The sequence below is a fragment of the Chryseobacterium sp. ON_d1 genome, from assembly GCF_006829085.1.
GTDB lineage: Bacteria > Bacteroidota > Bacteroidia > Flavobacteriales > Weeksellaceae > Chryseobacterium.
In genome coordinates this window covers 350,722-363,292 of record NZ_BJTC01000003.1, presented here as the reverse complement: position 1 = coordinate 363,292, position 12,571 = coordinate 350,722, and the positions used below count along the sequence as shown (strand labels likewise).

The following is a 12,571-nucleotide window of genomic DNA, read 5'->3' as shown; positions in this document are numbered from 1 at the left end:
AATTACAGTGAACAAAAATCCTGTGCATTTAACTAGTTTAATAAATGCAGATTCTCCATTTTCTCAAAATATTTCAGTCTAGAATAAAATTTGTACAATTCCCAAAAATCTTGACTTATTTTATATTTTTCATAACATCAATAACAGTATAATTTCAGTAAAGTTTCGGTTAACTATCAGAAAACACCAGGTAAAGCATTCTAAAACGCTAAAACACAAAATACATAACAATCTGATTTTAAATAAACTAAATCATTAACAATAAATTAATATCTAAATTGTCTACTTTTTTAGTGGACTAATAAAAATTATATTATATATTTGCAACCGTATTCAGGAAATAAAGCAAAATGAAGGCAGAATTAAATAATTCAATAAAAAAACATACCATCAAAAATATGATGAAGGATATGTGTATGCCTATACATCAAGAATACTGTGGTTGACCTTACTTTTATTTAGACATATTTTCAAAGGCTTTACCACATGGTAGAGCCTTTTTCATTGAACACAACAACATTAAAAACATAAAAATGAGCAATTCTAAAAACAAATGGTTGATTCCATTGGCGTTTACAAACATCTATGTGATATGGGGAATTACGTTTTTAGCTATTTCATTTGGCTTGAAAGGTTTTCCGCCATTCATTCTTTCGGGATTAAGATTTCTGGTGGCCGGAATTCTGATGATCGGATATCTTCTTTCTAAAGGAGAAAAACCAAACTCTCTGATCAACTGGAAGAAAAATGCAATTACCGGTATTCTTATCCTTACCGGAGGAACCGGTCTTGTTGCCTGGGGAGAACAATATGTAACGGCTTCTGAAGCTGCAATTTCTATTGCAACCGGACCGTTCTGGTTTATTGCCATCGACAGAAAGAACTGGAAGTATTATTTTTCAGATAAGTTTATTCCTATAGGATTGGTTATTGGTTTTGTAGGGCTGGTACTCTTTTTAAAAGGCAGCGTACACGCTAATGAAGCCCATGCAGCCGTTGACGGAAATCTCCGCATTACTGCATTTGTGGTTTTGGGATTAAGTTCTATTGCATGGGTGCTTGGTTCTTTATATTCAAAGAAAAATCCGGCGTCACAATCTACCTTTATGAATATTGCCCAACAGCTTATAGTAGCGGGATTAGCATCTTTTTTGATCGCTTTTTTCAGAAAAGAATGGACAGGTTTTTCAGTTTCTTCGGTTCCGTTATCTGCATGGTCCGGGGTTCTATTTTTGATCTTCTTTGGATCGATAGTCGCTTATTTGTCGTACATTTGGCTCTTGTCCGTAAAACCCGCTGCTTTGGTAAGCACTCACACCTATATCAATCCTATCGTAACAGTGATTGCAGGCTGGGTTGTTGCTCATCAAAGCATCAATGGAGGTCAGCTTTATGGTTTGTTCATCATATTGCTGGGAGTACTTCTAACAAATGTGACCAAGTATTTCAAACTTTCAAAACGGTCGAAGGTCAAAATCAGAAGAATAAGAAGATTTTTAAACAGAACAGGCAGACCCTATCAGCCTATTTAAGCAGTATATAAAATCAGAATGATAGAAATCAGAAACATATCAAAAACATTCCACCAGAAAAAACAGTCTTTTAAGGCATTGGATAAGGTGAGTCTTACTATAGAAAAAGGAGATATTGTGGGAATTATCGGGTTTTCGGGTGCAGGAAAAAGTACCCTGATCCGTACCGTGAATCTATTGGAAAGACCGGATGAGGGACAGATCATTATTAACGGAAAAGATTTTACTACACTCAGTTCCCAGCAACTGGCTGAGGAACGTAAAAAAATAGGAATGATCTTCCAGCATTTCAACCTTCTTTCTTCAAGAACTGTTTTTGATAATGTAGCGCTTCCTTTGGAGCTGGATCACAACAATAAAGATCAGATTAACAAAAAGGTCAATGAATTACTGAAGATTGTAGGACTTGAAGATAAAGCCAACGATTATCCCAAGAGCCTATCCGGGGGACAAAAACAAAGGGTAGCTATTGCAAGGGCCCTGGCCAATGATCCTTATCTTCTTCTTTGTGACGAAGCCACCAGTGCTTTGGATCCGGCAACTACACAGTCTATTCTCCAGCTTTTAAGAGATATCAATCAGAGATTGGGAATTACCATCCTTTTAATTACCCACGAAATGGAAGTGATCAAATCGGTATGCAACCACGTTGCAGTGATCGACAAAGGAAAATTATTAACAAAAGGTACATTAAGCGAGATTATCTCGGACAGAGAAAACCCGATTATCCGCCAATTTATAAATTCAGATATCATGACCCTGCCGCAGGAACTCATTACCAGACTGCAGAAAGAACCGAAAGACGGTCTATTTCCGCTGGTAGAGATAGAACTTAACGAAAATATCAGCGTTGAACAAATTCTTTCGGCGCTATATAATCAATTTAAAATCCCTTATAAACTTTTAAAAGCCGACGTAGAATACTTCGGAAATTCCAATTTCGGTAAACTTCTGCTGCAGCTCCAGGGAGGAACAGAAGAAAACCAGCAGGCGATCTATTATTTCAATCAAAATAAAATTCAAAATACAGTAAAAGGATATGCTTAGTGACGCGGTAATTGCCCTTTTGGCAAAAGGAACCTGGGAAACGGTTTATATGACATTTTTGTCCGGCTTTTTTGGTTTTGTACTGGGACTTCCGGTAGGAATTCTGCTATTTTTAACCAGAAAAGGCCAGTTGCTGGAAAACACTTTCTATCATAGAGGACTTTCCATCATCGTTAATATCTTCCGTGCCATCCCTTTTATTATTCTAATCGTCTGGATGATTCCTTTTACCAGAGTTCTGGCAGGAACATCTATCGGAGTGAATGCAGCTTTGGTTCCGCTAAGTGTGGGAGCCGCTCCTTTTATTGCACGACTTGTGGAGAACAGTCTTATTGAAGTTCCTCACGGGCTTATAGAGACTGCGAGAGCGCTGGGAGCTTCTCCGTTACAGATTATCAGAAAAGTTTTGCTTCCTGAAGCACTTCCTTCATTAATCAACAATGCCACCATCACTTTGATTACCCTTGTAGGATACTCAGCAATGGGGGGAGCCGTAGGTGCCGGAGGACTTGGGCAGGTGGGCTACCAGTACGGATATATCGGGTATGATATTGTTATTATGAATACAGTACTGATATTACTGGTACTCCTGGTATTCATCATTCAGTTTATGGGTGACAGGCTGTCCAAAAGATTTGACCACAGGTAATTTTGAGTGAGAGGGTTTGAGGGTTTGAGAGTAATTTCATTTATCTTTTACCCTAATAGTATTTAAATAAAAAATAGAATGAAAAGAATAAAAATTTTTGGTTTATTGGCTGCGGGGATATTACTGTTCAGTGCCTGTTCGGGAAGAAAAGATGACCCGAATTTTATTCGTGTGGGAATCACTTATGGTCCTGAGCAGGAAATTGCTGAAGTGGCAAAAAAAGTAGCAAAAGATAAATACAACCTGGAAGTGGAACTTATTCCTTTTAATGATTATGTAGTTCCCAATGAAGCTTTGACCAACGGAGATATTGACGCCAATGCATTCCAGCATATTCCTTACTTAACGGAACAGTCCAAGCAGAGAGGTTATAACCTTGTTCCTGTGGGAAATACATTTGTGTACCCTATTGTGGCCTATTCAAAAAAGATTAAAAATATTAGCGAGCTCCAGAACGGCAGCACGATTGTTATTCCCAATGATCCTACCAACGGAGGGCGTTCTTTGCTTCTGTTGCAGAAAAACGGGTTATTGAAATTAAAAGCAGGCGTTGGACTTCTTCCAAAGGTAACTGATATTACAGAAAATCCGAAGCAGCTGAAAATTATGGAAATTGAAGGAGCCCAGATTCCAAGGGTTCTGGATGACAGAGATGTTGTTGTAGGGGTGATCAATAATAATTTTGCTGCACAGGCCGGTTTGGATCAGGAAAAGCAAGGCATCCTTGTCGAAGATAAAGACTCTCCTTATGTGAATGTAGTCGTGGCAAGACAGGATAATAAAAACAGTCAGAAAGTAAAAAACTTTGTAAAAGCCTATGAGTCTCCTGAAGTGGAAAAGAAAGCCAAAGAAATTTTCAAAGGAGGTGCTGTGAAAGGATGGGACTGATGAGTTGGAGGGTTTGAGTGACTGAGAGTATTAGAGATAATTTCTTTTCAGATTTGACATTTCTCTTTTTCTCTTTCTTTTTCAGCTCCAAAAAAATAAAATATTTAAGAATATGCTGTCTGCAAACAAGCAGGCAGTTTTTTTATTCATTATTTTTTATTTTCTCAATTTGAGATAATAAAAATTTTCTTTACTTTTGTTTTTAATCAAACTGAAAGGCATTATGTTAAAGAAAACCGTCATTATAAGTTTACTCACTTTTATTTCTGCATCTTATATGGCTCAGACCAATACTCCCATTCCCGTTTATCTGGATGAATCCAAACCTATAGAACAGCGTATTCAGGATGCATTATCAAAAATGACTCTGGAAGAAAAAGTGGCTATGCTGCATGCACAGTCTAAATTCAGTTCACCGGGTGTACCAAGATTGGGAATCCCGGAATTTTGGACTACAGATGGACCTCACGGGGTTCGTCCTGAAGTCATGTGGGATGAATGGGACCAGGCAGGATGGACCAACGACTCCATTATTGCTTACCCTGCCCTGACTGCTTTATCTGCAACATGGAATAAAAAAATGGCATGGAATTATGGAAAAGCTCTGGGTGAGGAAGCCCGTTACAGAAAAAAAGATATTCTTCTGGGGCCTGGAGTAAACATCTACAGAACACCGCTGAACGGAAGAAATTTCGAATATATGGGTGAAGATCCCTATCTGACTTCAAAGATGGTGGTTCCTTATATCAAAGGAGTACAGTCTAACGGTGTTGCAACTTCTGTAAAACATTTTGCGCTGAACAACCAGGAAATGTTCCGCCATACAAGTAATGTGAATGTAGATGACAGAGCGCTTTATGAAATTTACCTTCCTGCATTTAAAGCAGCGGTAACAGAGGGTGATTCATGGACGATCATGGGAGCTTATGATATGTACAAAGGCCAGTATGCCAGCCAGAATCAGTATCTTTTAAATGATATTTTGAAGAAAGAATGGAACTATAAAGGCGTTGTGGTATCCGACTGGGGTGCTGTCAACAATACGGAACAGGCTATTCACAATGGTCTTGACCTTGAATTCGGATCATGGACCAACGGACTTTCTGCAGGAACAAAAAATGCCTATGACAATTATTATCTGGCAAAGCCTTATCTCGATTTGATTAAAGCAGGAAAAGTAGGAACCAAAGAACTTGATGATAAAGTCACAAGACTGCTTCGTCTCGCCTATAAAACAACAATGAACCGTAATAAACCTTTCGGAAATATTGCTTCTGAAGAACACAAAGCGGTTGCCAAAGAAATAGGTGAAGAAGGAATCGTTTTATTAAAAAACCAGGGAAATATTCTTCCAATTGATATTAATAAGGCTAAAAAAATAGCAGTTATCGGAGAAAATGCCATCAAAATCATGACGGTAGGCGGCGGTTCTTCATCATTAAAAGTGAAATATGAAACGTTGCCTTTAGATGGGATCAGATCCAGATTTGGAAAACAGTCTGACGTACAGTATGCAAGAGGGTATGTAGGAGATATCGGAGGTGAGTATAATGGTGTAAAATCCGGACAGGATCTGAAAGATACCCGTTCTGAAGCAGAATTACTGAATGAAGCTGTAGAACTGGCCAAAAAATCAGATTATGTAATTTTTGTAGGCGGCCTTAATAAAGCAGATTTCCAGGACAGTGAAGGAAATGACAGAAAAAGCTATGGACTGCCTTACAATCAGGATCAGATCATCTCTGCTCTGGCAAAAGCCAATAAAAACCTTGCGGTAGTTTTAGTTTCAGGAAATGCTGTGGCCATGCCATGGATTAAAGAAGTTCCTACCGTTGTACAGGCCTGGTATCTGGGTTCTGAGGCTGGAAATTCCATTGCTGCAATTTTAGGGGGCGATGCCAACCCATCAGGAAAACTTCCGTTTACATTCCCGGTAAAACTTGAAGACAATTCGGCCCACCAGCTCGGGGAATACCCTGGCCAAAAGGATGAATTCGCTGCAGGAAAAGGTAAAGACCAGAAAAACCCAATCAATATCACATACAACGAAGGCATTTTTGTAGGGTATCGCTGGCATGACACCAAAAACATAAAACCATTGTTCAGTTTCGGACATGGATTGAGCTATACCACTTTTGAATTCGGGAAAGCAAAAGCAGATCAGACCACAATATCACAGGATGGTAAGATTACCTTTACAATAACGGTTAAAAATACGGGTAAAAAAGCAGGTGCCGAAGTTGCCCAGCTTTACATCAGTGATTTAAAATCATCTGTTCCCCGTCCTGCAAAAGAACTGAAAGGCTTTGAAAAAGTATATCTGAATCCGGGAGAACAGAAAGAAGTTGCTTTCACCATTGACAAAACGGCTTTAAGCTATTTTGATCCTCAAAAGCACGATTGGGTTGCTGAACCGGGAGACTTTGAAGCACTGATTGGAAATTCGTCAGATGCGATTAAAACGAAGGTGAAGTTTACCCTTAAGTAAATAAAAACTGAGCGTTAAGAGTATAAACTCTATTTGATAATTATTTGATTGAATGCTAAACAGATTCCAGATCGGGATCTGTTTTTTTATCCAAGGTTTTTTGAAAGCTGTCAGATCTACGAAAGTTTTTTAACGCAAAGTTTTAAATGAAAAAAGTAATACTTTTAAGGGGGCTAAGAAAGCAACACTCTTGTTTACGAAGGATCATGACTGTATGTTTGCTTAGAAAGAATCAATTTCATTGATTCAAAACTTTGCTGCCTTAAAATAATAAGAAACTCAAATGAAACTTTGCGTTAATTTTTTTCTCACAGATCACAGAGATTCCACAGTTTTTTGAGATTATCAAGAGTGGATTCTCTCTTCGTGCTTCCAGCCAAAAATAAAAAGCAGATTCCAATGGGAAACTTGCTTTTATTGTATCTGACAAGGCCTGAATTATTTTCCGCCTCCACCATTTTTCTCTACATCTGTTTTGGTATTTTCTTTTACCTTCTGATTTCCAAAGCGTTTTACAAAAGTAAGCGAAACACCGTACCAGTCCCATTTTGAATATTCTCTGAAAGTTCCGTCAGGGCTATAAGTCGTATTATCCCCATAAGGCCTTTTAAAGATATTCATCAGCTGCATGCTCAGCTCCATCTGGGTTTTCGGGAATATTTTGGTCACTGAAATATTATGGAAAACATTGGTATTATTTGCATAAGAGTTTCCGTTATTCTGATTGGCCAATTCTACCCATGCGCTGAGGTTAATATTTTTATTGAAAAGGTTGGTATAAGAGACATTCGCGGAAGCCCCCCAATAGCTGATATAATCTTTCCCTCTTAAATCATTTTTTTGATTGAAATCTTTATTGTTAATATAGTACCACCCAAATCCGGCATTTACGTTCAGCTTATTTTTCAGGAAATTCTGATTGGTATTGGCAAAAAGATAATACTTTTCAACCTTTCCATCGAAGTTCCCGGGTAAAGAGACTGTTCTTCCGTTCTCCGTTACATAAGTCGTCCAGTAATCCTGATTGGTATGCATATACCTTGCAGAAATAAAGTATTTTTTCAGAATTCCAAACTTCAGATAAAGCCGATCATTAGGGTTTGGATTCAGATAAAGATTCCCCCTGGAATAAGTTCCGTTAATTTCGGGTACCAGAAAAGGATTAAATTCTGAATACCATGGTCTCCAAATACTCCGGTTATACGTAAGGCTCAGATCAAATTTCTCTGAAAAACTGTATTTCAATAATAAATTGGGAAGAAAAGTCCCGTAAGAATCTCTCCTCTCCGTACCTGCCACATCCTGTCTTACTTTATAATCGATATACTCATACCGCAGCCCGATCCTGGTTTCCAGTTTTTCAAAAAATGTCTTGCTGTAGTTAGCATATAAAGAGCTCAGATTATCCTCATAATGAAACCTGTCATTTCTTGATAAATTAGAAAATTCAGGTGTTGGATTATCCATACTGAATCCGTAAAGACTGTTGGGAATAACATGATTATTCAATTCCGTTTTCCCTCCCACTTCCATAGTACCGCCTGATTTACCAAAAGGCTGTGTATAATCAACCTTCAGATAATAATTACGCATCTGATTTTTACTGATCACTCCCAACTGCTGGTTTGTTATTACTCCCTGCTTGTTAATCTGTTTATCAATTAAATTATCATCATTATTACTGGAGTAGTTGGTTCCTATATTAACATCTAAAATTCTGTTCTTTTCTTTATCATAATACTTATAGAAAGCATTGGTTCCCAGATTACGGCTGAAGCCCCAGTTATTCTGAGTCTGGTGAAAAGATTCACCGGGATCTCCGTCTTTGGAAGTCATCCCGTCGGATTCTGCCGAAGATAAATTCCTGTTCTGTGAGTATTCCAGTACAAGCCCAAAATTATTTTTGTCATTGATTTCAAATTCAGAAGTAGAGGAAATAGAAGGGCTTTCATTTCGCATGAGGTTTTCCAGACTGAACTGGGTGAGCTTATTTCCCTCATACCGGTTGTCCCACGTCTGAGTCTTCTGTACATAATTTCCGCTACTGTAACTTCCTATAAGGGTCTGTGTAAACTTTTTCTTATGGTAGTTCAGATTAAAATTCGTGTACTGTGAATTTTTGGTACTCTGCCTGTTATTGAGAGAGATACTCCCTTTTAACCCTTCGTCATCCCTTTTTTTAAGGACAATATTAATCACGGATCCTGAGGTTTCATAACGGGAAGACGGGCTGGTAATAACTTCAATTTTCATCAGGTTATCAGCGGGAATGGTCTTAAGATACTCTTTCAGTTCTTTTCCTGTAAACACTGATTTCCTGTCATTAATATAAACTGTTACCAGCTGTCCTTCAGCTTTTACCTCATCATTATTATTAATACTTACCAAAGGAGTCATTCTAAGAACATCCCATGTTGTATTTCCGGCCAGAATTGCACTGTTAGCTACATTGAATACAGTTCTGTCCACTTTAGATTCTACGGTTGGTTTTCTGGCAACCAGAGTGACCGCTTCTATTTCTTTTGCATTTCCTTTTACAGTATCCTTTGCAGCTGTGGCCTGCTGGGCCATTGCTAATGAACCCGTTAATATTGCGATTGGAAATATGAGTATTTTCATGTGAAATTATAGTTTTTTCTATAAGACCACTATCTTCATGTATTTGTTACATCAAAAAGTAAAAAAAATTAAAATAAGCATTTAATTTCCAATAAGATACCAACTGAAAACAAGAACATAAATTCAAAAAAAATATAAACTATTCAAAAAATCAATACAATATAAATTACCTCAATAATAAATACTCTTAAAAAAGTATTTTATATGTAATTTCAGTATAGCATAAAAAATTTCTAAATTAATGACGAGCACATGAATATTTGTATTAAAACAGGAAAAAATTTCTTCATCAGCAGATCTTCAAAGACCTGACAAAAAAGGTCCGGATCTCACCCGGACCTCCAGCAATAGTAAATTTACAAGGAATACTATTAAAATATACGTTAGTTTAAACTTTCAAAATAATGGATAACTCCTACTTCAGGCAGGCGAAGCGGGTCCCCGTTAAAATCAGATTTCTGTTTTCTGCTGTTTTCCAGGAAAGAATTGCTGAAAAGAGCATATGAAGGCTGCTCTGCTATTCCGTTTTTTAAAAGCTGATGAGCTTCCACAATTGTTTTTCCATATAATTTTCTGAAATTTCCAATACTATATTGGGAAAAGGAGCCATAATGAACAATGAACTTGAGAGCCAGATCAATAGTAGTCCCTAAGCTCCTGCTCAGTTCCTCTATTTTCCTGTTGAAAGCACTTCTCATCTTCCACAGCATCTTTGATATACTTTTGTAAGATGGATTTTCATCATAACGGTAAAATAAAATGGCATCACCCTCAATCTCGGAAATTTCAAAGTACTGATTATTTACATCAATCAGCGTAGACAGTAACTGTCGTACAATATACTCACCTGTATACAGTTTTGTACTGAACACAAACTCGGTAAATCCGCTGAAATCCGGAATAAGAATGATCCCCTCCTGTATATTTGTCTTCATAATGATAATGGATTAAAAATCTGCTTCATCAATACAGACGAAGCAGATTCAATTTTACTTTATCATTCTAAAGCAAAAAAAGAAAATCTAAGGAAACATCTGCTGAGTACATTTTTGTTAAACAACAATAATCAATTCCTTATCATATCCGTTGTACTTCTCATCAATATAACCGTGAGGGTTGCAGATCACTTCCGTTTCATCAATTTTATATCTGCATGGAGTGTGAATGTGGCCGTGAATCCAGTATAATGGCTGATATTCTTTTATTACATCCTCCAGATCAGAAGCATAGGCAGCCGTTAGTTCATCTTCTTGATATTGTTCCGGCACTGATCTGATGCTGGGCGCATGATGCGTAATGACAATATTTTTAAGTCCTCTTGAATCTTTCAGGCTTTCCTGCAGCCATTGTTTTGAGAACTGATGGATTTTAAAGGTATCCAGTGTTCTCATTTTCGAATAGGAAGGATCTCTCCTGATCATTTTATAATCATTCATTTTGGACTGACAAAGCATTCCGTACTGAACAGGATTTCCAAAGATGGAAAAATCCGTCCATAAGGTGGCCCCATGAAAACGCACTCCTTCAATATCTACACATGAATTTTCAAGCACATGAACATTGGAATCCAGAGCCGCTTCTTTGATCTTGTTAAGGGTTTTCGGGTATGAGCCTTTATAGTATTCATGATTACCCAAAACATAGATGACAGGTTTGTCAGGAATGACATCTTTAATCCATTCAATACCTTTGGTTCCGAGATTGACATCCCCTGCCAGCACAACAATATCCGAATGATCAAAATATAATTCCGTACTCCCAAATTCCCGATGAAGATCGCTAATAACCTGTATTTTCATGACAAATAGTAAAGAAGCAAAGATAGCGAAATAGCAAGAGGAAGAAACTATTGGGTAAAAATGATAAGCAAATTTGCAAAAAAAGAACCGACACCTGGGCGCCGATTCTTTCCTCATATAGTTTGTGTATTTTTAAGGCCGCTCATTATGAAACAGCTACTTCTGCCCGCTTCACTTTTAAGCTTTTCAAGATAAAATAAGATAACATTCCAAGCGCCAAAAGAGCGTAACCTGTCAATATCATCAGGTTGAGGCTTCCCACTGAAAATTCTGACGGAAAGATCTGCCCCATCAAAGTCATGAAAGACAGCCCTATCCCGGCACCCAAAAAGTAACTGGTAGAGCTCAAACTTGATGCCAGACCATAATTGGAAGGTTCAACATCCTGAATTCCCATTACTGAAAGTGCAGTAAAGCAGAACGTCATTCCTACTCCCGAAATACATGCCGCTCCCAATAAAACCAAAGTTAGCGGATGTCCTGTGTAAACAGAGATCAGTAATAATAAACCTCCAATCAACATAAACAGCCATCCTAAAACGCCCATTTGAGAGGAAATCAGACGTTTTGAGACATGAGGCAGAATGAACTTGGCAGTCAGGGCAGATATAATACTGAACGGAACAAGCATTAACCCTGCTGCTGCAGCACTGTATCCCATGTCTTTCTGAAGCATCAGTGAAATCAGGAATAAGAACCCGATAAAAAATGCGCCCAGCATAAAGAATGCAGCATTGGAAACGACTAAAGACCTATGTTTAAACAATTTCAGATCAACCAATGGCTCTGTAACAGATCTCAACCGGTAATAAACCATGACAATAAGCAGCAATGCCAGAACCAAAGAACCTGTTATCAGGTAAGGCTGTTCTTTAATATGAACCAGTTCATGAGTTCCGTATGTTAAACTTAAAAGTCCCATCACCATCAATATTCCGGATACCACATCTGTTTTCTTAGCGGTTTCACTTTTTTCATCTGATGGAAGATAGTAGTACGAAAGTACCAATGTGATTAAGAGAATCGGAACATTGATCAGGAAAACCCAATGCCAGCTAAGGTAAGTACTGATAATTCCTCCTACCGAAAGGCCGCTGCCGGAACCGATAGCAGCAAATGAACTGAAAATTCCGATCGCACGGTTTCTCTCCTGCTCCTCCCTGAAGGTATTCGTTACGATAGATAATGCTGAAGGCATCACCAAAGCAGCTCCCAACCCCTGTAAAGCACGGAATATTGACAGTATTTCAAAGTTTTGAGATACTCCTGCCCCCAATGAAGTGAGCATAAAGATCAAAGCTCCGAGTAAAAACATCTTTTTTCTTCCGATCTGATCAGAAAGCTTACCTCCAATAATCAGAAATCCTCCAAAAAACAGTACATAAAGGGTCTGCAGCCATTGAACCGTTTCTGCTCCGATCTGAAACTGCTGCTGAATAGAAGGAATTGTTAAATTAATAATGGCAATATCCAAAGCCTCCACAAATGTTCCTACCGATGCTAAAATTAATATTAAGTTTTTCCTTGTATCCATATTTCAAATTTCCTG

At 37.9% G+C, this 12,571-nt stretch carries 9 protein-coding genes; 5 read left to right on the top strand and 4 right to left on the bottom strand.

The genetic code is table 11. From position 1 onward, the window contains the following. Positions 1–533: 533 nt before the first annotated feature. From CRS_RS07115 to CRS_RS07095, 5 genes are all read left to right on the top strand, one after another. Positions 534–1,532: an EamA family transporter gene (locus CRS_RS07115; protein ID WP_142723370.1), complete on the top strand. Its 999-nt coding sequence runs from the start codon at positions 534–536 to the stop codon at positions 1,530–1,532. An 18-nt stretch (positions 1,533–1,550) separates the two neighbouring features. After that, a complete protein-coding gene (locus CRS_RS07110) occupies positions 1,551–2,579 on the top strand; it encodes a methionine ABC transporter ATP-binding protein (protein WP_142723369.1) in 1,029 nt (342 codons plus the stop codon). Then, positions 2,572–3,228 (top strand): methionine ABC transporter permease MetI, encoded by a 657-nt coding sequence (gene metI / locus CRS_RS07105; protein ID WP_002977759.1) that lies wholly within the window; start codon positions 2,572–2,574, stop codon positions 3,226–3,228. Before CRS_RS07110 ends, metI begins: the two co-directional genes overlap by 8 nt. A 78-nt stretch (positions 3,229–3,306) precedes the next feature. After that, positions 3,307–4,116 (top strand): methionine ABC transporter substrate-binding lipoprotein MetQ, encoded by an 810-nt coding sequence (gene metQ / locus CRS_RS07100; RefSeq protein WP_142723368.1) that lies wholly within the window; start codon positions 3,307–3,309, stop codon positions 4,114–4,116. Positions 4,117–4,393: 277 nt separating this feature from the next. Then, positions 4,394–6,604 carry a glycoside hydrolase family 3 C-terminal domain-containing protein gene (locus CRS_RS07095; RefSeq protein ID WP_373995762.1) on the top strand — a complete coding sequence of 737 codons (2,211 nt, stop codon included), beginning with the start codon at positions 4,394–4,396 and terminating at the stop codon, positions 6,602–6,604. 438 nt (positions 6,605–7,042) lie between these two features. Here CRS_RS07095 and CRS_RS07090 read toward each other — a convergent pair whose 3' ends face one another. The 4 genes from CRS_RS07090 to CRS_RS07075 form a co-directional block, all read right to left on the bottom strand. Beyond that, entirely contained in the window at positions 7,043–9,223 is a 2,181-nt protein-coding gene (locus tag CRS_RS07090; RefSeq protein WP_142723366.1) for a TonB-dependent receptor domain-containing protein, read from the bottom strand. Positions 9,224–9,606: 383 nt separating this feature from the next. Continuing rightward, entirely contained in the window at positions 9,607–10,158 is a 552-nt protein-coding gene (locus CRS_RS07085; protein WP_142723365.1) for a DUF2652 domain-containing protein, read from the bottom strand. A gap of 117 nt (positions 10,159–10,275) precedes the next feature. Continuing rightward, positions 10,276–11,022, bottom strand: coding sequence for a metallophosphoesterase (locus CRS_RS07080; protein WP_142723364.1), 747 nt, complete (start codon positions 11,020–11,022; stop codon positions 10,276–10,278). Between the two features lie 145 nt (positions 11,023–11,167). Then, positions 11,168–12,556 carry an MFS transporter gene (locus tag CRS_RS07075; RefSeq protein ID WP_142723363.1) on the bottom strand — a complete coding sequence of 463 codons (1,389 nt, stop codon included), beginning with the start codon at positions 12,554–12,556 and terminating at the stop codon, positions 11,168–11,170. Between the last annotated feature and the right edge of the window lie 15 nt (positions 12,557–12,571).

Coding starts and splice junctions, on each gene's coding strand:
- CRS_RS07115 (WP_142723370.1), top strand. CDS start 534: ATGAGCAATTCTAAAAACAAATGGTTGATTCCATTGGCGTTTACAAAC.
- CRS_RS07110 (WP_142723369.1), top strand. CDS start 1,551: ATGATAGAAATCAGAAACATATCAAAAACATTCCACCAGAAAAAACAG.
- metI (WP_002977759.1), top strand. CDS start 2,572: ATGCTTAGTGACGCGGTAATTGCCCTTTTGGCAAAAGGAACCTGGGAA.
- metQ (WP_142723368.1), top strand. CDS start 3,307: ATGAAAAGAATAAAAATTTTTGGTTTATTGGCTGCGGGGATATTACTG.
- CRS_RS07095 (WP_373995762.1), top strand. CDS start 4,394: ATGGCTCAGACCAATACTCCCATTCCCGTTTATCTGGATGAATCCAAA.
- CRS_RS07090 (WP_142723366.1), bottom strand. CDS start 9,223: ATGAAAATACTCATATTTCCAATCGCAATATTAACGGGTTCATTAGCA.
- CRS_RS07085 (WP_142723365.1), bottom strand. CDS start 10,158: ATGAAGACAAATATACAGGAGGGGATCATTCTTATTCCGGATTTCAGC.
- CRS_RS07080 (WP_142723364.1), bottom strand. CDS start 11,022: ATGAAAATACAGGTTATTAGCGATCTTCATCGGGAATTTGGGAGTACG.
- CRS_RS07075 (WP_142723363.1), bottom strand. CDS start 12,556: ATGGATACAAGGAAAAACTTAATATTAATTTTAGCATCGGTAGGAACA.